The 22,302-nt window shown below is 41.3% G+C and carries 20 protein-coding genes and 1 riboswitch; of the genes, 3 read left to right on the plus strand and 17 right to left on the minus strand.

From position 1 onward, the window contains the following. Positions 1-45 precede the first annotated feature (45 nt). On the plus strand, positions 46-1,200 hold the full coding sequence (locus SK629_RS09315) for a site-specific integrase (RefSeq protein WP_000022152.1): 1,155 nt from the start codon (positions 46-48) through the stop codon (positions 1,198-1,200). A gap of 131 nt (positions 1,201-1,331) precedes the next feature. On the opposite strand, the gene rpsI is transcribed toward SK629_RS09315, so the two are convergent. The 16 genes from rpsI to SK629_RS09395 form a co-directional block, all read right to left on the minus strand. Then, positions 1,332-1,724 (minus strand): 30S ribosomal protein S9, encoded by a 393-nt coding sequence (rpsI, locus tag SK629_RS09320; protein ID WP_000075964.1) that lies wholly within the window; start codon positions 1,722-1,724, stop codon positions 1,332-1,334. Positions 1,725-1,742: 18 nt separating this feature from the next. Further along, the gene (rplM, locus tag SK629_RS09325; protein ID WP_001044624.1) at positions 1,743-2,189 is read right to left on the minus strand and encodes a 50S ribosomal protein L13; all 447 of its coding nucleotides are present in this window, start codon (positions 2,187-2,189) and stop codon (positions 1,743-1,745) included. Between the two features lie 215 nt (positions 2,190-2,404). Beyond that, positions 2,405-3,604: an ABC transporter permease gene (locus SK629_RS09330; RefSeq protein ID WP_042901639.1), complete on the minus strand. Its 1,200-nt coding sequence runs from the start codon at positions 3,602-3,604 to the stop codon at positions 2,405-2,407. After that, positions 3,601-4,494, minus strand: a complete 894-nt coding sequence (locus SK629_RS09335; protein ID WP_042901640.1) for an ABC transporter ATP-binding protein — start codon at positions 4,492-4,494, stop codon at positions 3,601-3,603. The genes SK629_RS09330 and SK629_RS09335 overlap by 4 nt, the downstream gene beginning before the upstream one ends. Before the next feature lie 342 nt (positions 4,495-4,836). Beyond that, complete coding sequence (pheT, locus tag SK629_RS09340) at positions 4,837-7,242, minus strand: phenylalanine--tRNA ligase subunit beta (protein ID WP_042901641.1); 2,406 nt, start codon at positions 7,240-7,242, stop codon at positions 4,837-4,839. A gap of 76 nt (positions 7,243-7,318) precedes the next feature. Continuing rightward, positions 7,319-7,828 (minus strand): GNAT family N-acetyltransferase, encoded by a 510-nt coding sequence (locus SK629_RS09345; RefSeq protein ID WP_042901642.1) that lies wholly within the window; start codon positions 7,826-7,828, stop codon positions 7,319-7,321. Next, the gene (gene pheS, locus SK629_RS09350) at positions 7,828-8,874 is read right to left on the minus strand and encodes a phenylalanine--tRNA ligase subunit alpha (RefSeq protein ID WP_000103743.1); all 1,047 of its coding nucleotides are present in this window, start codon (positions 8,872-8,874) and stop codon (positions 7,828-7,830) included. Before pheS ends, SK629_RS09345 begins: the two co-directional genes overlap by 1 nt. A gap of 271 nt (positions 8,875-9,145) precedes the next feature. Then, positions 9,146-9,595 carry a GNAT family N-acetyltransferase gene (locus tag SK629_RS09355; protein WP_042901658.1) on the minus strand — a complete coding sequence of 150 codons (450 nt, stop codon included), beginning with the start codon at positions 9,593-9,595 and terminating at the stop codon, positions 9,146-9,148. A gap of 4 nt (positions 9,596-9,599) precedes the next feature. Next, a complete protein-coding gene (locus SK629_RS09360) occupies positions 9,600-10,019 on the minus strand; it encodes a chromosome partitioning protein ParB (RefSeq protein ID WP_042901643.1) in 420 nt (139 codons plus the stop codon). 27 nt (positions 10,020-10,046) lie between these two features. Continuing rightward, the gene (locus SK629_RS09365) at positions 10,047-10,697 is read right to left on the minus strand and encodes a phosphatase PAP2 family protein (protein ID WP_042901644.1); all 651 of its coding nucleotides are present in this window, start codon (positions 10,695-10,697) and stop codon (positions 10,047-10,049) included. Continuing rightward, positions 10,687-11,250, minus strand: coding sequence for an ECF transporter S component (locus tag SK629_RS09370; RefSeq protein WP_000185834.1), 564 nt, complete (start codon positions 11,248-11,250; stop codon positions 10,687-10,689). Before SK629_RS09370 ends, SK629_RS09365 begins: the two co-directional genes overlap by 11 nt. 159 nt (positions 11,251-11,409) lie before the next feature. After that, positions 11,410-11,644: riboswitch (FMN riboswitch) on the minus strand. 53 nt (positions 11,645-11,697) lie between these two features. Then, positions 11,698-12,201 carry a tRNA (cytidine(34)-2'-O)-methyltransferase gene (locus SK629_RS09375; RefSeq protein WP_042901645.1) on the minus strand — a complete coding sequence of 168 codons (504 nt, stop codon included), beginning with the start codon at positions 12,199-12,201 and terminating at the stop codon, positions 11,698-11,700. A gap of 192 nt (positions 12,202-12,393) precedes the next feature. Next, positions 12,394-13,224 (minus strand): energy-coupling factor transporter transmembrane component T family protein, encoded by an 831-nt coding sequence (locus tag SK629_RS09380; protein ID WP_042901646.1) that lies wholly within the window; start codon positions 13,222-13,224, stop codon positions 12,394-12,396. After that, positions 13,209-14,891 carry an ABC transporter ATP-binding protein gene (locus SK629_RS09385; RefSeq protein WP_042901647.1) on the minus strand — a complete coding sequence of 561 codons (1,683 nt, stop codon included), beginning with the start codon at positions 14,889-14,891 and terminating at the stop codon, positions 13,209-13,211. Before SK629_RS09385 ends, SK629_RS09380 begins: the two co-directional genes overlap by 16 nt. A gap of 282 nt (positions 14,892-15,173) precedes the next feature. After that, on the minus strand, positions 15,174-15,719 hold the full coding sequence (locus SK629_RS09390; protein WP_042901648.1) for an ECF-type riboflavin transporter substrate-binding protein: 546 nt from the start codon (positions 15,717-15,719) through the stop codon (positions 15,174-15,176). A gap of 15 nt (positions 15,720-15,734) precedes the next feature. Then, the gene (locus SK629_RS09395) at positions 15,735-16,583 is read right to left on the minus strand and encodes an SAM hydrolase/SAM-dependent halogenase family protein (RefSeq protein ID WP_042901649.1); all 849 of its coding nucleotides are present in this window, start codon (positions 16,581-16,583) and stop codon (positions 15,735-15,737) included. Between the two features lie 187 nt (positions 16,584-16,770). On the opposite strand from SK629_RS09395, the gene trkA reads away from it, so the two are divergent. Further along, positions 16,771-18,120, plus strand: a complete 1,350-nt coding sequence (trkA, locus tag SK629_RS09400; protein WP_042901650.1) for a Trk system potassium transporter TrkA — start codon at positions 16,771-16,773, stop codon at positions 18,118-18,120. A 3-nt stretch (positions 18,121-18,123) separates the two neighbouring features. Next, the gene (locus SK629_RS09405; RefSeq protein WP_042901651.1) at positions 18,124-19,563 is read left to right on the plus strand and encodes a TrkH family potassium uptake protein; all 1,440 of its coding nucleotides are present in this window, start codon (positions 18,124-18,126) and stop codon (positions 19,561-19,563) included. A gap of 302 nt (positions 19,564-19,865) precedes the next feature. Here SK629_RS09405 and pflB read toward each other — a convergent pair whose 3' ends face one another. Next, positions 19,866-22,190, minus strand: a complete 2,325-nt coding sequence (gene pflB / locus SK629_RS09410; RefSeq protein WP_042901652.1) for a formate C-acetyltransferase — start codon at positions 22,188-22,190, stop codon at positions 19,866-19,868. Between the last annotated feature and the right edge of the window lie 112 nt (positions 22,191-22,302).

Here is a 22,302-nt window from a genome sequence, read left to right on the forward strand (position 1 = left end):
ATTTCTCAATTACATAAGCTCCGAAAACTTAGATACGGAGAAAAAATGTCTATACACAAATACAAAACAAAAAAAGGAATCCTATACTATGTCAGCTTTTACATTGGCTTAGATGCTTATGGAAAGAAAAAAAGGCACTTAAAGAGAGGGTTCAAAACCAAAAAAGAGGCAAAATTGTACGAAGCTCGTTTAGAAGCTGGTGTCGTTGCCCCCACAGTAAGTACTGACAAACCTAACCCCAAAGTCACTTATAAAGAACTTTATCAAGAATGGTTTAATGCCTATGTTGGTACCGTTGAAGAAACAACTTCTTCCCAAACTAAGAATATCTATCGAATACATATTCTACCAATATTTGGCGATAAATTTATTGACCAAATCAGTCCTTTAGACTGTCAAAACTTTATTACACAAAAATCTCAGACTTTCAAAAATATCAAACAGATAAAATCCTATACCTCAAAAATTTTTGATTTTGCAATCAACATGAACTACATTGATCGAAATCCAATGAAGAATGTTATCATGCCTAAAATCAAAAAAACTAGATCAGATAATTTTTGGTCTCTGGAGGAATTACATCATTTCCTTGATATAGTGAAAGAAACTGAGCCATTTAAACATTTTGCTTTATTTAGACTGCTTGCATTTAGTGGACTACGAAAAGGGGAGTTATACGCTTTAAAATGGGCTGATATTAACTTTGACAGCAATCTATTGAACATAGATAAAAGTCTAGGAAGAATTGACGGTAAAGCGATTGAAAAGAGCACAAAGAATGAATCTTCAGTTCGTACAATCTATCTTGATGATGAGACAATCGATATTATTAAGCAATGGAGAAATTTCTATCTGAAAGAACAATCTCAGCTTCCTCTTACAAAGCTGAATATTAGTGATGAATATATGTTCTCTTACATATCAAGTAATGACAAAATTGAACCTTTGCATGCTGATTACATTAATAACGTACTGAATCGAATTATTAAAAAGCATAAATTAAAACCAATTAGCCCACATGGGTTTAGACATACACATGCAACACTTATGTCTGAAATTGGAATCGACCCTTCTAATACATCAAAACGTCTCGGTCATGCAAGCAGTCAGGTGACATTAGATGTCTATACTCACACCACAAAAACTGGTGAGAAAAACTCTATTGACAAATTTGCAGACTATCTCAATAAAGCAAAATAAATCATGATTTTAAAAATTTAGAAGAGGTTATCAGAAGGTTATCACAAAGCTATTTGAGCTCAAAAATCGACAAAAAAGCACTTTGCAAAATTTTTGCAAAGTGCTTTGAAACGTTGATATAATCGTATTGATTAACGTTTTGAGAATTGTGATGCTTTACGAGCTTTCTTAAGACCTGGTTTCTTACGTTCAACTTTACGTGAGTCACGTGTAAGAAGTCCTGCGCGTTTCAATGAATCGCGGAAGTCTGGGTCTACTTGAAGAAGGGCACGAGCGATACCGTGACGGATAGCTCCTGATTGACCAGCGTATCCACCACCTACAACGTTAACGAAAACGTCGTATGAACCTGCAGTTGAAGTAACTGCGAATGGTTGGTTGATGACAAGACGAAGGTCAGCGTGTGGGATGTACTCTTCAACATCTTTTTTGTTAACAGTGATTTTACCAGTTCCTGGAACAAGGCGAACGCGTGCAACAGCGTTTTTACGACGTCCAGTACCTGCATATTGTGCTTGTGACATACTTTATTGTTCCTTTCCTTAGATAAGTCCTGAAATATCAAGAACTTCTGGTTGTTGTGCAGCGTGAGTGTGCTCAGCTCCAACAAATACTTTCAACTTCATACCTTGAGCGCGTCCAAGAGTATTGTGTGGAAGCATACCTTTAACTGATTTCTCGATCAAACGTACTGCATTTTTAGAACGAAGTTCACCTGCAGAGATTTGTTTCAATCCACCTGGGTGGTTTGAGTGAGTGTAGTAGATTTTATCAGTTGCTTTTTTACCAGTCAATTTAACTTTTTCAGCATTGATAACAATCACAAAGTCACCTGTATCAGTGTGTGGTGTAAATGTTGGTTTGTTTTTTCCGCGAAGTACGCTAGCAACTACTGCAGAAAGACGTCCAAGTGGTACATCAGTTGCGTCAACTACGTACCATTTACGTTCAACTTGGCCTGGTTTAGCCATAAATGTTGTTTTGTTCATGATTTCTCCTATATATAGTTCGATTTTTGTTTACGGTGATGGGTGTTCCTTCCCATCGAAAAGTATTTGGAAGGTTCCGGGGCCTTTCAAATGGGGTAAACAATACCGCCTACTATAATACCAAATTTCACCCCTAAAAGTCAATAGATATGAAAAATATTTTTCTGAATTCCACTCTTTTTATCTCTAAAAAACCTCGCTTTCGCGAGGCTCTTCTATTTATAAGATAAGGCACGTTTAAAGGTTTTCCAAGGACCTAAATCATCTGTTTGCAGAACGAGGCTAGCATACATACGTCCGATAAAGACTGTTGCCGTTACTGCAAAAGCAATCGTAATCGCAAGCGAAATCCAAGCTTCTAACCCATTTGCATAACCATTAATAGCTCTAAACGGCATAAAGAAGGTCGAAATAAAGGGAATATATGAACCAATCTTCAAGATGAGATTGTCACCAGCTGCACCTAGAGCTGTCACTCCAAAAAAACCACCTAGAATCAAAATCATCAACGGCGACAAGGCTTTCCCTGCATCCTCAGGACGAGAAACCATAGAACCTAGGAAGGCTGCTAAAACAACGTACATAAAGAGGCTAACCAAGACAAACAATAAGGTGTTGAGCGAGAAAGCCTCTCCTATATGGTTTAAAATACCAGATTGTGCCAAGATTGGTAGGTCTTTAAAGAGAAGAATGGCAGCAAGTCCACCCACGACGTAAATGCCAATATGGGTCAAAATCACAAGCAACAAGGCAAGCATACGAGCATAGAAATAATGACTGGCTCGAATGCTGGAGAAGACCACCTCCATGATTTTAGTACCTTTCTCACTAGCCACTTCCTGGGCAGTGACACTAGCATAAGTAATTAAAATCATATAGAGAAAGCCACCAACCGCTGTAGCCGCGATTGTTTGAATCATTTTTTTATTTTCCTTGGATTCATCAATTTTCTCCGTAAAGTTAACTGTTTGCTCCAAGCGTTTTTCCTGCTCTTGTGACAAATTGGCTGCCGAACGATTGAGTTGACCTTGAAGATCATTTAACTTGCTCGTTACTCCTAGCTTAATAGCAATCTCAAGGGAAGTTTCACCGTGATAAACTGCCTTCAAGACACTATCCTCTTGGTCAATGGTCAGATAGCCTTTTAATTTTTCATCCTTGATAGCAGCTTGAGCACTTGCTTCATCCTGATAATCAAAATTGAGACCATTGGTAGATTTAAGACCGTCTGTCACAGCTGGAACAGTGCTGACTACTGCTATCTTGCCACTCTGAGCCATAGAAGAGCCTTGGAGATAGCCAATTCCCCCAGAGAGACCGATAAACAAGAATGGTGAAATCACCATAAAGAAGAAACTCCACGATTTGACATGTCGAAGATAGGTTTCCTTCATTACAACCCACATATTTCTCATACTTCCACCCCTGATTCTAGTTTAAAGATTTCATCAATTGTTGGCGCTTGTTGATCAAAAGTTGCGATATATTGCCCTTGAGTCAAGATTGGGAAGAGTTCTCTTCCAGCACTTTCATCCTCCAAGATCAATTTCCAACTGCCTTGTTTGGTCAAACTCACCTGTTTGACATGAGGAAGATTTTCCAATTCTTCCTTACTTCGTTCACTTGAAACAAAGAGACGCGTTTTCCCGTATTGATTGCGGACATCCTGTACTGGTCCATGCAAGACCACACGGCCATCTCGGATCATGAGAATATCGTCACAAAGTTCCTCGACGTTGGTCATGACATGGTCAGAAAAGATAATGGTTGCTCCGCGCTCTTTTTCTTGAAAAATGACTTGCTTGAGCAATTCTGTATTGACTGGATCCAACCCACTGAAAGGCTCATCCAAGATAATCAAGTCTGGTTCATGAATCAGAGTAATAATGAGCTGAATCTTCTGCTGATTTCCTTTTGACAGACTCTTGATTTTATCAGTCAACTTCCCTTTCACTTCCAACTTCTTCATCCATTGAGGGAGTTTTTCCTTGACCTCCTTGGCATCCATACCTTTTAGAGTCGCCAAGTAGCGAACTTGTTCAAGAACTGTCAATTTAGGCATGAGACTGCGTTCTTCAGGCAGATAGCCAATCCGAGTGTAGGTCTCCTGACGAATATTCTGATTATCCAGACTAATTTCTCCTTGGTATTCTAAAAACTTCAAAATACTGTGGAAAATCGTTGTTTTACCAGCACCATTTTTTCCGACTAGTCCTAAAATACGACCTGGTCGCGCTTGAAAGTCAATGCCAAACAAAACTTGCTTGGGTCCAAAACTTTTCTCTAGACTTCTTACTTCTAGCATCTTTCACCTCCGAAATGTCTTTCACTCATTATACTCCTTTTTGATAGCCTTTACAATGATTTTCGTCCATTTTTATAAGACTATTGCTGTGTAAAATATGACCTGGAGCACTTTTATACTCAATGAAAATCAAAGAGCAAACTAGGAAACTAGCCGTAGGCTGTACTTGAGTACGGCAAGGTGAAGCTGACGTGGTTTGAAGAGATTTTCGAAGAGTATTAGTGATAAATCCATTATACAGTAGCAAACTCAATTTATCACCTCTGCTCCTCAACTGTCCATTTTTGATCCTGAATTGTTATGTGAAAAGCAAAAATCCACCCCAAAGGATGGATTGATACTTTAACGCACTTCTGCATTGACTTTTTCTTCAAGAGACGCTTGGATTTTTTCCATGTAGCGTGCGACTTCTTCGTCCGTTAAGCTGTCTTCTGGATTTTGGAAGGTCAAGCTATAAGCCATTGACTTCATACCAAGTCCCAATTTCTCACCTGAGAAGACGTCAAAGAGTTTGATATCTGTCAAACGTTTCACACCGGCAGCTTGGATAGCGTCCACAACTTCTTGATGAGTCACTTCTGCCTTGAGGAGAAGGGCAACGTCACGGCTGACTGCTGGGAATTTCGTGATTTCCACAAATGGAGTAGCTGGTTGAAGGGCAGCTTCGATGGCTGAAAGGTTAAGCTCAGCTACATACGTTTCTGGAATATCGTAAGCTTTAGCAGTGACTGGATGCACTTGGCCAAGGAAACCAAGAACTTGGTCACCGAGTGAAATCATAGCTGTACGACCTGGGTGGAGGCTTGCAATCTCAGCCGTAGCTGTATAGGTCACTTCTAGTCCCAGGCGAGCAAAGAGGGCTTCAAGGATTCCCTTGGCATAGAAGAAATCAACTGGAACTGCTGCCGTTTGGAAATCTTTTTCAGCAACCAAGCCTGTCAAGGCAAAGGCGAAGCTATTAATCTCATTTGGAAGTTCTTCTTTTGGATTACCTGTTTGTTCAAAGACTTTTCCAATCTCGTAAAGTGCCAAGTTTTTGTTCTTACGAGCCACGTTGTAAGCAACTGTATCTAGGATACCTGAGATCATATTTTGACGGAGGACAGAACGGTCCACAGTCATTGGCCACATGAGTTCAGTAAGGTTACTTGGTTGAGCCGTAAACTCAACTGCTTTTTCAGGAGTAGTCAGAGCGTAGGTGATGATTTCTGTCAAACCTGCCCCTTCAGCAATCGTACGAACTTGACGGCGGAGTTTTTGTGTCGCAGTCAATTCACCAGCTGTACCATCGTCTTTTGGAAGGCTGGTTGGCAAGCGATCATAACCGTAGATACGAGCGATTTCTTCAAAGAGGTCCGCTTCGATGGTGATATCCCAACGACGACGTGGGACTCTGACTGTAAAGCTGTCTGCATTCCCAGAAAGACCAAAGCCAAGACGACGGAAGACGTCTTCTACATCCGCGTAAGAAAGTTCTGTACCAAGGACACGGTTAACATCAGCAAGAGTTGAAGAAACTTCCACATCAGAGGTATCAAGTTCACCCGCTGAAACGATACCCTTACGCACAGTCGCACCTGCAAGCTCTGCAATCATGCTAGCCGCCGCATCAAGAGCCTCATTAACAGTTGCCACATTAATTCCTTTTTCAAAGCGAGAAGACGATTCAGAACGAAGGTTGAGGCGACTGCTGGTCTTACGGATAGATTTGCCATTGAAAACAGCAGCTTCAAGGACAACACGACTAGATTTCTCAGAGATTTCTGTTACTTGACCGCCCATGACACCTGCAAGGGCTACTGACTTGTCTGCGACAGTGATAACTAAGTCATTTGTTTCCAAGTCACGTTCTTCACCATCCAAGGTCACCAATTTTTCACCAGCACGTGCCTCACGTACACGGATGTCAGTCCCTTCAAAGGTATCCAAGTCAAAGGCATGCATAGGTTGACCAAAGTAGAGAAGGATGTAGTTGGTCACGTCCACTACGTTGTTAATGGGACGGATTCCTTCGTTCATGAGAAGGTTTTGCAACCATTGTGGACTTGGTGCAATAGTCACATTGTCCAAGATACGGGCTGCATAGTAAGGTGCCTTGTCTGTTTCAATCCCTACGGAAAGAGCGTCTGCTGCAACTTCATTTGTTTCTGTTAGAGTAAATTCTTTAAAGTTGACTGCCTTGTCATAGATGGCTGCCACTTCATGAGCCACTCCACGCATAGAAAGGGCATCCGCACGGTTGGGTGTGATAGACAGTTCGATGATTTCATCATCCAAGTCTAGGTAAGAAAAGACTTCCTCACCAGGAACGGCATTTTCTGGCAAGATTTGGATGCCATCTGCGAATTCCTTAGGCACAACTGAATCAGAAATTCCCAATTCACCAAGCGAACAGATCATTCCAAGTGACTCAAGACCGCGGATTTTCCCTTTTTTGATCTTGTAGTTGTCAGCGATGCGAGCTCCTGGAAGTGCCACCATGACCTTGATACCAGCACGCACATTCGGTGCACCACAGACGATTTGACGGGCTTCTTCTTCGCCAACGTTAACCTGACAAACATGAAGGTGAGTTTCTGGCACATCTTCGCAAGACAAGACCTCACCGACGACAATTTTTGAGAGACCGGCAGCTGGTGATTCGACACCTTCTACCTCGATCCCTGTAGTTGACATTTTTTCAGCCAACTCTTGTGATGGCACATCAATGTCCACCAATTCTTTTAACCATTTATAAGATACAAGCATAATTTAGTTCTCCAGAATGACAGTTGCCACTCTAGTTCTTTTCCTTTCCTATCATTTCAATAGAAGAATCATCTTCTTACCTTAATTTCTTTCTCAGTAACCAATCCGTATCTACTTTTTGACCAACCATAAAATGATGTTGGCTAAATTTTTCAAAACCATATCGATTATAAAACGCTTGAGCTTTTGTATTATGCTCCCAAACACCTAACCAAGCCCAGGAAAAACTATTTTTTGTAGCAAGTTCAAGAGCAAATTCAAACAGTTGCTTACCGAATCCAAATCCTTGGAATTTTTGTAGCACATAGAGGCGTTGAATTTCAAAAGCATCCTCTAATTCTCTCTCAGTTTGAGCATTTCCCCAGTTGACTTTGAGAAAACCAGCTATCTCCTCTTCATGCATAATGAAATAGGTTTCGGATTCTGGATTTTCCAACTCAGTAGACAAAACTCTCAGACTATAAGCCTCTTCAAAGTATTCCTGTAACTGCTCTTCCGTATTATCATGAGCAAATGTTTCACGAAAGGTTTGTTTGGCAATTTTAGCCAACACCTCAACATCTGCCATTTCTACTTTTCTAATCATTATTTAAACTGTTCTGAGAAGCGGACATCTCCTTGGTAAAATCCACGGATATCGTTGATTCCGTAACGGAGCATAGCTACACGCTCTTGTCCAAGACCAAAGGCAAATCCAGAGTAAACAGTCGCATCGATACCACTCATCTCAAGGACACGTGGGTGAACCATACCGGCCCCCATAATTTCGATCCAACCTGTTTTCTTACATACGTTACAGCCTTCTCCACCACACTTGAAGCAGGAAACATCCACCTCAACAGATGGCTCTGTGAATGGGAAGTAAGAGGGACGCAGACGGATCTGACGCTCTTCACCGAACATTTTTTGGACAATCAACTGAAGGGTTCCTTGAAGGTCTGCCATAGAGATATTTTTCCCAACAACCAAACCTTCGATTTGGTGGAACTGGTGACTGTGGGTCGCATCGTCTGTGTCACGACGGAACACACGCCCTGGTGAGATCATTTTCAAAGGACCTTTAGAAAAATCATGGGCATCCATAGCACGCGCCTGAACTGGAGACGTGTGGGTACGGAGCAAGATTTCTTCTGTGATATAGAACGTGTCCTGCATATCACGGGCTGGGTGGTCTTTTGGAAGGTTCATACGTTCAAAGTTATAGTAGTCTTGCTCCACTTCAAAACCATCCACGACTTGGTAACCCATACCGATAAAGATATCTTCGATTTCTTCACTGGTTTGTGTCAAAACATGACGGTGACCAGTCGCAACAGGACGACCTGGAAGCGTCACATCGATGCTCTCGCTAGCCAGTTGAGCTGCGACTTTCTTTTCTTCCAAGAGTTTAGCTGTTTCTTCAAAAGCTGCTGTCAAGACATCACGAGCTTCATTGACGTGTTTCCCAATGATTGGACGCATCTCAGCAGAAACATCTTTCATCCCTTTGAGGATTTCAGTGAGCGAACCCTTTTTACCAAGGACAGAGACACGCAAATCTTGCATCTCTTTTTCATTTTCAGCAGTAATCTGCTTCAAGCTAGCCAGCGTTTCTTCACGAAGCGCTTTTAATTGTTCTTCAATAGTTGACATAATTCCTCCATCAGTCGCTTATCAGATAAAAAGAAAACCACATGCCAAAAACTCCACTCGGAGCGTTGACACGCGGTACCATCCGTTTTCATCTGACAAGTCAGACCTTCATTTCTAAATCCATGCGCAAGTGAATTCACCCAGCTTTCATATAGAGAGCTTGCAGTCACGGCTCTCCTCCCTGATATACTTCCCTTGAGTTACTAGTCTTGCGGATTCCTATTCAATTACTACTTAGTTTATCAGATTTTTAGTTAAAAAACAAGTTCGATTAGACCAATTTCAGTATAAAACTCGTTCCTTTTTCTGTTGCTCCATCTTCCACAAATCCAAGCGACTTGAAACACCTCCTAGAAGCATGATTGTAGGTATAGATTTCCTTGACTTTCAATTCTTTCCATCCTTTTACTCGAGCCAATTCAATCAAAGTACTTAGAATCTTTTTCCCAAGTCCTCGATGTTGGTAAGCGGAATTCCCAATCACAATGGGGAGATTATCCTGAGATAGAGTAACATCCCCAATTGGAAACCATTCTCCCTTGTCCTTGACTTCAATCCAAAAAAGCTCACCATGCTGATCCAAATAGGAATACATAGCTTCCAAGGTCGCTGGACTGTAAGGTCTCTTCACACCATCTACGAGGTAAACCAAGTTCACATCCTGATACCAAGCAAAAGCTTCCTCACAATGATTGACCTTATAATAAGGAACAAGACGCAGTGCATTATCTATTTGTAGGGTCTGTTTCATCTGCTTTCCTTTTCAATAAGAGAGTTGCTGCTTGATTAAAACCCTCACACCAGTTATACCATTTTGCTTCATACTCATCTTGAGGTAAGATATGATTTTTTAAATCCAGAACAGAGTAAATCTTTCTTTCCTCACAAGCTTGCGCATAGAGATGATGTAGTTCATCACCGCCGTCTCTATCAAACTCAGCAGAAATCGTATCTTGACCTGTCAATAAAGCCTGATAAGCCCTGTGATGCCCATCTGTAATCAACAAGTAATCTCCGAAGGCAAGAATACTGATTGGATCAATATTGATTATTTCTGCCGACTGATAAAGTGTCTGGATACCTTCTAGTTTCTTTTCTGATAAGTATAGTTGAGTTGGATGAAGATCTTTTATTTTGACTTTCATTTCTTTCTCCTCAAGAGAATTTGATATTCACCTCTGCTTGCCTTTAAATCGCCATTGGAAGCGTAGCTTGTCATAGAAGGGAAACTCTATAAACAGGACTCCCAAGCCCACACAGAGACTGGCAAGGACATCTGATGGATAATGAACTCCCAGATAAACCCTTGATACCAGCACACTGACTAGGTAGAGGCCAAGAATAATTTGCACGACTTTTCTCCAGACTGGATCTTTAATTCGTTGACTGAGGACGACAATCAGAGAACCGACCATCAAGGTTACAGCCAGAGAATGGCCGCTTGGAAAAGAAAAACCCTTCTCCTCAACCAAGTGTAAAATAGCTGGTCGCGGACGCTGGTAGATATTTTTAAAGGTCACGATTAAAAGACCTGCCAAAGCCAGATTTCCCAGCATAAAGAAACTTTCTATCTTCCATTTCTTACGATAAAAGATAAAAGCTGTAATGACAACCCAAGTGATAATCACTGGGATATCAATCAAGCGTGTAATGGCCCTGAAAAGAATAGTCAAGTAATCTGGTAAGTCTCCTCGAACGGCAGTCTGAATCGGTTGGTCAAAACCGACCAGCGTTTCAGGGTAAAATTTGACCATGTAGCCAAGAATAACGAAAAGTAAAAGGGCAAAACTGCCCTTCATTAAAAATGTTTGTTTATCTCTCATAATGTTTTAAGGTTGGTTTCAAGAGAACATACAACAACCAGAATGAAACGGAAAAGATTACACCCTCAATCAAGTTAAAAGGCAACACCATAGTCATCAGGTAGTTGGAAAGTCCCAAGATTTTTCCAATATCAAAGTTAGCAAACTTAGCATACAAAGGAACAGCATAAACATAGTTGAGAACCAACATAGCCACGGTTAAACCAATAGTCCCAGCTAGAGAGCCTAGTAGGAAACGAAGGGTTGTCCGTTCCTTTTTCCAAATCAAAGCAAATACGATGACAAAAACTCCCAAAGCTACGATATTCATTGGTAAACCAATGTAAGTATTCACTCCCTGGCTGTTAAGAAGCAATTTCAAGAGTGAGCGAAGCAAGAGAACTCCTAGAGCAGCAGGCAAATCCATGACCACCAGACCCACAAGGACTGGCAAGATACTAAATTCGATCTTGAGGAAGGACGCCGCTGGCAAAAGCGGAAAGTCAAAGTACATCAGCACAAATGAGATGGCTGATAAAATTGCAATGGTCGAAAGTCGACGTGTGTTTGTCATAACAGGTTCCTCCAATTTTCTATAAAATCAGAAGAAGTTAGAAAGGATTCCTCTATCTATTCTCACTTTTTATATCCCAAAAGTTCCCTCTCACTCTATTAAAACAAAGCAAGCGGTTACAGTTTGGCTATAAATCCATCAGAACAGACAAAGCTATTCTTTCGTCTTCTCCCATCCAGACTATACTGTCGGTTGTGGAATCTCACCACATCAGCTTGCGCTCGCGGACTTCTTTAAAGAGAAGGAAATAGAGATTTTTCTTTTAGACTAGGCGACAAGCTGTAGGCATAACTTCTGGTTAGGCAAAGCTTGTCAACAAAGTATAAAAGGAAAAGATCATTTCCTAGTTAAAGTCACCGCCGGTCGGGAATCACACCCTGCCCTGAAGACTCTTTTATCATAACAAAAAACGCTTGCAAGCGCAAGCATTTTGTTCATTTTCATTTTTTATTTCAATTTATCCACTTCATAGGTATGAACGAGCTCAAGACCTGCAAACTTCTGCTGGCGAAGAGCCTCATAGACAATCATGCAGACAGTATTAGACACATTGAGACTGCGGACATGTTCATCATTCATGGGAATACGGAGAACTTTCTCAGGATGTTTTCGCATAAAGTCCTCAGGCAAGCCCTTGTCTTCACGTCCAAAGAGAAAATAATAGTCTTCGTCAGTCGATAAATTCACCTCAGAATACACTTTCTCAGCAAATTTAGAAATCAGATAGAGTTTGCCCTTCATCTGAGACATGAAATCTTCTAAACTGTCATAAAAATAAATCTCTAACTTATCCCAATAATCCAACCCAGCCCGCTTCATCTTACGGTCATCAATAGGAAAACCCATAGGCTTGATGATGTGGAGGGGAGAATTGGTCGCAGCGCAAGTACGCGCGATATTGCCTGTATTTTGTGGAATTTGTGGTTCAAATAATACAATGTGATTTGTCATGACTTGCTTCCTTTCACCATTGCAAAAAAATAGCCACACTGCCCGGAGTCAAGCTCAGCAAACAGCGTGGTTAAGGCATCGTTAACTTACCTCACAACAGGTTTGAAGTAAATCAGCGAAACTACTTTCTTAGTATAACACTTTCAGAATCATTGTCAATAGAAACGACTTGATTTTTTCAATTTTTTCAAGCTATTTCCAAGGGTTGTAAAATCGTCCCTGATTCTGCAAGATAAGTAGTAAACTAGCTACTAAAAAAGCAGCTGCCAAAAGCAAGGTAAGATAGTCTCCTTTTTTCAAGGCCTGATAACTATACCAAGTGCGTTTTTTCTCTTTCCCAAAGCGTCGAAGCTCCATGGCGGTCGCGATGGTATCAATGCGTTCTAGCGAGCTAAAAATCAAGGGAGTAATAATGAGCAGATTGCCTTTGATTCGTTGCATAAGAGAAGCTTTCTTGGATAATTCCATCCCACGCGCCTCCTGAGACATCTTGATAGTAAAGAATTCTTCCTGCAAATCTGGAATATAGCGCAAGGTCAGGCTGACTGAATAGGCAATCTTGTAAGGCACACCGATTTGATATAAACTGGAAGCAAACTGACTAGGATGAGTTGTCATCAAAAAGATAATAGCCAGAGGAATGGTGCAAAGGTACTTAATAGCCAAATTTAGCAGATAAAAGAGCTCTTGACTGGTCAGAGTGTAGGCACCGATTCCCTGCCAAATCACACTTCTCTCTCCGTAAAGTTCAACCCCATACTCAGGAGAAAAGAGATAGACCATCAAGACGTTTAAAACGGCAAATACTGTCGCAAAAACGGCTACAAAGGAAACATCTTTAAAGCGGAGCTCTGACAAATAGAGGAGAAAGACCGAAAAGATGGCAATCAGAACAAGCAGTCTGGTATCATAGCTAATCATGGCAGCCAGTGACACGAGAATAAAAAAGAGAAGTTTACCAGCTCCTGACAAACGATGAATCACAGTATCTCTATGCTGGTAACCGATTAATTTAGCTTGCATCCTTCTCTCCTTTCTTTGTAAAATGCCGTTAAAGCAAGTGGGTCTACATCTAGTTTCTTGGCCAAGTTGAAGATCGAAGTTTCTTTTAGATTGGCTTTTACTAACAGCTCAGGATTGCTCAAAAGACTAGCTGGATCAGTATCGGCAATCAATTCCCCATCCACCATGACAAGAGCTCGGTCTGAATAATCCAGCATCAATTGCATATCATGGGTAATCATGACAATGGTATGACCTTTTTGATGCAATTCTTCGAGAAATTCCATAATCTCAGTATAGTTCTTCTGGTCTTGACCCGCTGTTGGTTCATCTAAGAGGATAATTTCAGCTCCTAATACCAAAATCGATGCAATAGTGACACGTTTTTTCTGTCCAAACGAAAGGGCAGAAATGGGCCAATTACGGAATTCATAGAGACCACAGATTTTCAAAGTTTCATAGACTCTCATTTCAATTTCCTGCTCGTCTACACCTCGCAAACGTAGTCCCAGAGCCACCTCATCAAAAATCATATTGGTTGAAATCATTTGATTGGGATTTTGCAGCACATAGCCTACTCGTTCCGCCCGCTCTGCAACAGAATCTCCTTTTATATCCTGTCCTTCCCAAAGGTAAGAACCTTCCGTCTGGATAAAGCTACTTAAAGCCTTGGCTAGAGTTGACTTCCCTGCTCCATTTTTCCCAACAATGGCAATCTTTTCACCCTTTTTAATATCCAAATGTAGGGATTTTAAAATCAGTCTATCATCATAAGAAAAAGACACATCCTCTAGTCTAAAGAGTGACTGCAAAGCTGGAGCTTCTTTTGCCAGTTCAGTCTGTAACTGAACCTGCCCTTTCGAGATAGACAAGTTATCCAGATTTGCTAACTGTTCTTCCTTGGCTAAATCCACACCCAATTGACGGAGAGTGGTAAGATAAAGAGGTTCTCGGATTCCATTTTGGGTCAATAAATCAGTCGCCAGTAGCTGGTCAGGGCTCCCATTAAAGAGGATACGACCATCGTTTATCAAGACAATCCGATCGACAGGTCGATGCAGAACATCCTCCAAACGGTGCTCAATAATAAGGGTCGTCGTCCCCTCTTCCTTATGAATCTGGTCAATCAATTCGATAATATCCTGACCTGACTTGGGATCCAGATTGGCGAGTGGCTCATCAAACAAGAGAATCGGACTCTCATCAATCAAAACACCAGCTAGACTAACTCGCTGCTTTTGTCCACCTGACAAATCCTGAGGGCGCTGATTCAGTAAAGAAAGAAGGTCCAACTTTTCAGCCCATTTATGAACACGACCTTTCATCTCTTCTAGAGCTGTCACATCATTTTCCAGAGCAAAAGCCAAATCCTCTGCCACAGACAGGCCGATAAACTGCCCATCTGTATCCTGCAAAACTGTGCTGACCAGATGAGATTTGTCATAGATACTCATATCAAAGGCTACTTGGCCCTTGATCAAAAATTCTCCAGACGTCTGCCCCTTGTAAATATTGGGAATAATCCCATTCAAACACTGACCCAAGGTAGACTTGCCTGACCCAGATGGTCCAACAATTAAGACTTTCTCTCCCTTGTAAATGGTCAAGTCCACCCCTTGCAAGGTCGGTTCTTGTTGCGTTTCATACTGGAAAGAGAAATCCTTCCACTCAATTATAGCTTCTTTCATCTTACTCTCTTCATTCGCTTCTTCTACTCAATGAAAATCAAAGAGCAAACCAGGAAGCTAGCCGTAGGTTGCTCAAAACACTGTTTTGAGGTTGCAGATAGAGCTGACGCGGTTTGAAGAGATTTTCGCAGAGTATTAGACTTCTATTTTATCATAAATTAACCCCTTCTTGCAGACTCTTCTCTTAAAAACTTAGCGCTCCAAAGATTCCTATCCTAGCTAGCTTGCCTGACTAATCTATAAACATCGAAAAAGACTGGTTGCCCAGCCTTTTCCCTCATGTTAATCCTTTTTCAAACTTCCTGAACGAGTCTGCGTACGTGAATAAGCTATCAAAAGAAGAGTTCCTGCGATAGCAATAGTCACCGCGTTTGCAATACCTGCAACAATCCCTTGGGCAAATACTTTTTCTGCCGCTTCTTGATAAATCACAACATCTCCAAGTGGTGCCAAAACACCCCAAACAAGAGCATTTGCAACAATCTGAATGAGGTTAAAGAAGACAATATCCTTTAACTCAAAAACGCCTTGTGTTACTCGAATATATTTTCTAAAGAGTCCTACAGCTAGACCAAAGAGACCGCTAGCAATAATCCAAGTCCACCAAAGACCGTAGCCAGCAAGAGAGTCCTTCACTGCATGCCCAATTAAACCAACAAGTAATCCCACTAGAGGGCCAAAAATGATAGACAAGAGGCTCTGTACCGCATACTGAAGCTGAATGCTTGTATTTGGAACAGGCGTCGGAATGCTGATCATCCCGATGACAACAAAGAGCGCAGCTCCAACACCGATAGCAACAACTTGTTTAATTGATTGATTTTTCATCTATATTCTCCTATTTTATCCTTCTATTTTCTTTATTTCAATGGTCCAAGATGAACCGACACCCACATTATAGGCCTTGGCAAAAGAACCTTGGTTGATAGCCAGACCTAAACGATAGAGAGAGTTGATGTAAAGGATGGGTTGCCCAATTCTCACATCTGCAAATGATTTACCATAAACAACCTGATTTTGATAGACCAGCATATCAGCATGATAGATGGTCACTTCAAAACGATCACCGAATTCTGGTTCCAGCTTGTAAAATTCTTCTCGTGTGATAGAGGTCCAAAGCGAACCAAAACGCACATCCAGAATATCAATGGCTCCCTTCACCAAATGGTCTTCAATGATGGTCTCTACGACTGGAAGCTCCACAATCTGATCCACACTGAGCTCAGGCCCTACTTCCTCAAAAGTAATGTGACCGCTAGCCAGTTTAGCACCAGTATAGGCATAAACATCACGGCCGTGGAAGGTATAAGAATGCTCTGTATTTTGACGTCTATTGGCTACTTCAGAAATTTCACGAATAGCTACAACGCCAACGTGTTTCTTGATAAAGGAAAGAGTTCCATTGTCTGGCGTGACAATGTATTGATTTTTTGCAGTCTTAGCAACTACACTCTTACGTTTCGAGCCGACACCTGGATCGACTACCGATACAAATGTCGTTCCCTCAGGCCAGTAATCCACCGTCTGAAAGAGACGATAGCTCCCCTCAAAAATATTATAAGGCGTGATATCGTGCGTTAAGTGATGGATTTTCAAGGTTGGAGACTCTTCTAAAGCCACTCCAATCATAGCCGATACCGCACCATCAACCAGACCAAAGTCTGATTGTAATACCAGTAAATTATTATTCATTTTGTCTCCTTGTATACCCTTTATCATACCATATTTCAGAGGAAGTCGCTAATAGCTATTTCAATTGGTTGGGGTATAGTTTTACCTTATAACAAAATTCCATTAAAAGCTCTTGTTATTAGCTAGTAGGTGCATTTTTTCTTGAAAAAAGGTATGATAGTTACATCATGAAAAAGTAGGTTTTATTATGAAAATTATCCTTGTCGGAGGGGGAAAAGTTGGTTCTGCCCTCTGTCGCTCCTTGGTTGCAGAAAAGCACGATGTTTTGCTGATTGAGCAAGACGAAGCCGTCCTCAATCATATTGTCAATCGCTTTGATATCATGGGTATCCTTGGTAACGGGGCTGATTTTACCATCCTTGAGCAAGCCAGTGTCCAAGATTGTGATATCTTTATCGCCCTAACTGAGTACGACGAAGTCAACATGATTGCAGCCGTTCTAGCTAAGAAAATGGGGGCTAAAGAAACCATCGTTCGAGTGCGAAATCCTGAATACTCTAACTCTTATTTCAAAGAAAAGAATATTCTCGGTTTTTCTCTTATCGTTAACCCTGAGCTCTTGGCTGCCCGCGCTATTGCCAATATCATTGACTTCCCCAACGCCCTATCTGTCGAACGTTTCTTTGGTGGAAGAGTTAGCCTCATGGAATTTGTCGTCAAGTCCACTAGTGGTCTTTGCCAAATGCCCATTTCTGATTTTCGGAAAAAATTTGGCAATGTTATTGTCTGTGCGATAGAGAGGGATCATCAAATTATCATCCCAAGTGGCGACATGACGGTACAGAATAAAGATAGAATCTTTGTCACTGGTAACCGTGTTGATATGATGCTCTTCCATAATTATTTCAAATCTCGCGCCGTGAAGAGCCTTCTCATCGTCGGTGCAGGTAGAATTGCCTATTATCTACTAGGTATCCTCAAAGATAGTCGTATCGATACTAAGGTCATTGAAATCAATCCCGAAATCGCCAGCTTCTTTAGCGAGAAATTTCCAAATCTCTATATTGTCCAAGGAGATGGTACTGCAAAAGATATCCTGCTGGAAGAAAGTGCTCAAAACTATGATGCCGTTGCGACTCTAACAGGTGTCGATGAGGAAAATCTGATTACCTCTATGTTCCTTGACAGCGTAGGTGTACAAAAAAATATCACCAAGGTCAATCGTACCAGTCTCCTCGAGATTATCCACGCACCTGATTTTTCAAGTATCATCACTCCTAAAAGCATTGCTGTAGATACGATTATGCACTTTATTCGTGGTCGGGTTAATGCCCAGTATTCAGACCTTCAAGCCATGCACCATCTAGCCAATGGCCAAATCGAAACCCTACAATTCCATATCAAGGAAGCCAATAAAATGACTGCCAAACCTCTTTCTCAACTGAAATTGAAAAAAGGGGTTCTTATTGCAGCTATCATTCGAAAAGGCAAGACTATTTTCCCTACTGGAGAGGAGATGCTGGAAGTTGGAGATAAGCTCCTAGTAACGACCCTATTGCCAAACATCACTAAGATTTATGACTTAATCGCGAGGTAAGAGATGAATAAAAGTATGATTCGTTACCTCCTTTCAAAGTTGCTTTTGATTGAAGCTATTCTTCTTTTGGTTCCTGTGGCTGTTGCTATCTATTACCGTGAATCAAGCCAAGTCTTTACAGCCCTCTTTACAACGATTGGCATTCTCGTATTACTAGGCGGTTCAGGAATTTTACAAAAGCCAAAAAATCAACGGATTTATGCCAAGGAGGGAATCTTGATTGTTGCCCTCTGTTGGATCCTCTGGTCTTTCTTTGGCGGTCTCCCCTTTGTCTTTGCAGGGCAAATTCCCAGCCTTATTGATGCCTTTTTTGAGATTAGTTCTGGCTTTACAACTACTGGAGCAACTATTCTAAACGACGTTTCGGTTCTAAGTCGTTCCCTCCTCTTCTGGCGAAGTTTTACCCACTTGATTGGAGGGATGGGAGTGCTTGTTTTTGCACTTGCTATTATGGATAATGCCAAGAATAGCCACCTAGAAGTGATGAAGGCTGAGGTTCCTGGCCCTGTTTTTGGAAAGGTTGTATCCAAACTAAAAAACACTGCCCAGATTCTCTATCTCCTTTATCTAGCTCTCTTCTCCCTCTTTGTCATCATCTATTATCTGGCTGGCATGCCCCTATTTGATAGTTTTGTCATTGCCATGGGAACAGCAGGTACAGGAGGCTTTACCGTCTATAACGATGGAATTGCCCACTATGGTAGCTCACTGATTACCTATCTGGTTAGTATAGGAGTTTTGGTTTTTGGGGTAAATTTCAATCTCTACTACTACCTCATGCTCCGTCGCGTCAAAGCCTTCTTTGGTGACGAAGAACTTCGTGCTTACTTGGTCATCGTGCTGGTTTCTACAGGATTGATTAGCCTTAATACCCTCTATCTCTACCCAGGATTTTCCAAGAGCTTTGAAATGGCCTTCTTCCAAGTTTCCAACATCATTACAACAACTGGTTTTGGCTACGGAGATATTACCAACTGGCCCCTCTTCTCCCAGTTTATCCTCCTCTTCCTCATGGGAATCGGTGGTTCTGCTGGTTCAACCGCAGGTGGACTCAAGGTTATTCGAGGCCTCATCCTTTCAAAAATTGCTAAAAACCAGATTTTGTCAATTCTATCACCCCACCGTGTTTTGACCCTACATGTTAATAAAACTGTGATTGATAAGGATACCCAGCATAAAATTCTCAAGTACTTTGTCATCTATGCTATGATTTTGCTAGCGCTTATCTTTATTGTCAGCCTAGATAGCAATGATTTTCTGGTTGTGACTAGCGCTGTCTTTAGCTGTTTCAATAATATAGGACCTATTCTAGGAACCACTTCTAGTTTCTCAATCTTTAGTCCCATCTCAAAAATTCTCCTCTCCTTTGCAATGATTGCAGGTCGATTAGAGATTTACCCAATCCTACTTCTCTTTATGAAGAGAACTTGGTCTAAGAGATAAAATACAACCACACCTTGTTCCATACAAAGTGTGGTGTTTTAATTTCAGACCACCTTCCAGAATTCAACGAACTCTTTTTAAACCAAGTGAGACACTTCAGGGACTGACTAAGGGTTCAGATTCACACTCAATAAAAATCAAAGAGCAAGCTAGGAAAACAAGCCACCGAGTTCTCAAAATACTGCTTTAAGTCAGCAGATAAAACTGCCGTATTTTGAAGAGATTTTGTCAGAGTATAAGAGTTCAAAAAACAACCCTCAGTCGACTGACCGAGGGTTCCTTTTCATTATTCAAGAACTTGATTAGCTCAATGCATCCAATGCATCATCCATTGAAAGAACTTCGTGGAAGACACGTTGTGTCAATTCAGTTTTTTGTTCTGGAGTGAGGTATTTAGTGTTTACACAGTATCCAGAGATACGTACGATAACATCTTCACCTGACATGATTTTTTCGTAAACATCGTTCAAGTCCATAACGTTCAAGTTAACGTGTTGTCCACCGTTTTCGAAGTAACCATCAAGGATTGTTACCAAGTTATCAACTTGTTCGTCACGAGTCTTACCAAGAGCACGAGGTGAAACTTGTGTAGTCAATGAGATACCATCAGCCGCATAACTAAAGTCAAGGCTAGAAAGTGAGTTCAAGTTTTGCAACCATCCACCTTTAGCTTTGTTAGATGGGTTAGCACCTGGTGAGAAGAATTCAAGTTTAGACAAGTTCACAGAACCATCTTCGTTGAGGTATACACCTTTGTGGACTGGTGAGTTACCAGTTTGTTTAGAGTAAGCAACGTTAGACGTGATTGTCAAAAGTGACACTGTAGCTTCTGCGTCTTTGTAAAGCTTGTGGCTACGTAGACGAGTAGTGTAAGCTTCAATCAACCATTCTGCCAATTCGTTTGAACGTGGGTCATCTTCACCCCAACGTGGGTATTCACCGATTGTTTCGTAATCGTAGATGTAGCCATTTTCGTCACGGATTGGTTTAACTGTAGCGTATTTGATAGCTGACAATGTATCAACAGTGTTAGCAAATCCACAGATACCGAATCCCATGTTCGCACGTTGTTTAGTTGGCAAGAAGGCCATTTGAACAGCTTCGTAGTTGTACTTATCAGTCATGTAGTGGATGATGTTCAAAGCATCTACGTAAGTGTCAGTCAACCAGTCAAGAGATTTTTCAAAGTTTTCTTTAACTGATTCAAATTCAAGAACTTCGTCACGGATTGGTTCGATGTCAAATACTTTGTAGTCTTTGTGAACATCGTCGTAACCACCGTTCAAACCAGTAAGAAGAGCTTTCAATACGTTTACGCGCGCACCGAAGTACTGGATGTTGTGGCGTTGTTCTTCATTTTCTGGGTCAAGTGGTGACACACAGCATGAGATACAGCTCATTTCACCATATCCGTCTTTAGCCATTGTTGTTACACCTTCGTATTGGATAGAAGAGTGTTTGTGGCTCATGTGCATACAGTAGCGACGGAAGTTGTATGGCAATTTGTCAGTCCAAAGAACTGTCAAGTTTGGTTCTGGAGAGTTACCGATATTGTCAAGAGTGTTCAAGAAACGGTAGTCCATCTTAGTAACACGGTGACGACCGTCGTTACCCATACCAGCCATAGAAGTTGTGATGAAAGTTGGGTCACCTGAGTACAATTGGTCGTAAGCTTTTGTACGAGCAAATTTAACTGTACGAAGTTTCATAACGAAATCATCAACGAATTCTTGGATTTCTGATTCAGTAAATGTACCACGAGCAAGGTCACGTTCTGCAAAGATATCCAATACGATTGGCACACGTCCAAGAGATGTAGCAGCACCGTTGATCACACGGCAGACAGCCATGAAGGCAATGTTAACCCATTGGATAGCTTCTTTAGTGTTCATCGCTGGTTTGCGAACGTCAACACCGTAAAGGTCACCCAAGCGAACAACTTGTTGCAATGCTTGGTATTGAAGATTGATTTCTTCACGAAGACGGATTGTTTCTTCATCGATTTCTTCGATTGCATTCCAGTCGTTTACTTTTTCTTGCATCAAGTAGTCTGCACCGTAAAGAGCAAGACGTGCGTAAACACCGATGATACGTCCGCGTGAGTATGCATCTGGAAGACCAGTTACAGTGTGTGCGTGACGAGCGCGACGGATGTTTGAAGTGTAGGCACGGAAGATACCGTCGTTAACTGTTGTTACGTATTTAGTAAAGATTTCGTGAACAGCTGGGTCTGGTTCGTATCCATTTTCTTTCAAAGTAGTTTCAGCCATACGGATACCACCTTTTGGCATGAAGTTCAATTTGAAGAGTTCATCATTTTGGATACCATAAATCACTTCGTTTTCTTTATCGATAAATCCTGCTGGGATGTCAGCGATAGATGTTGGACGAGTGTCCATTGGGAAACGAGTTTCTTCGTAGTGAGCTTTAGTTTCTTCTACAATTTTTTTGATGTGTAGTGAACGTTCTGTTGGTCCTGCAAGGAAGCTTTCGTCTCCATCGTAAGGTGTGTAGTTAGCTTGTACGAAGCGTGATACACTTGCTTTTTCTTTCCAATCTACGCCTTTGAAGCCTTCCCAAGCTTTGTCAAAAATATCTTGTGCTTCAACAACTGTTTTAACAACCATGTTAATGTCCTCTGTTTTCTTTCTAGTAACAGTCATCTGTTACATTTATGGAACTAGTATACCATACAGTAACCGATTTCAACAAGCGAAAGTTCCTTATTTTTACACTTTC

It is taken from the genome of Streptococcus mitis (genome assembly GCF_000722695.1).
Lineage (GTDB): Bacteria > Bacillota > Bacilli > Lactobacillales > Streptococcaceae > Streptococcus > Streptococcus mitis_O.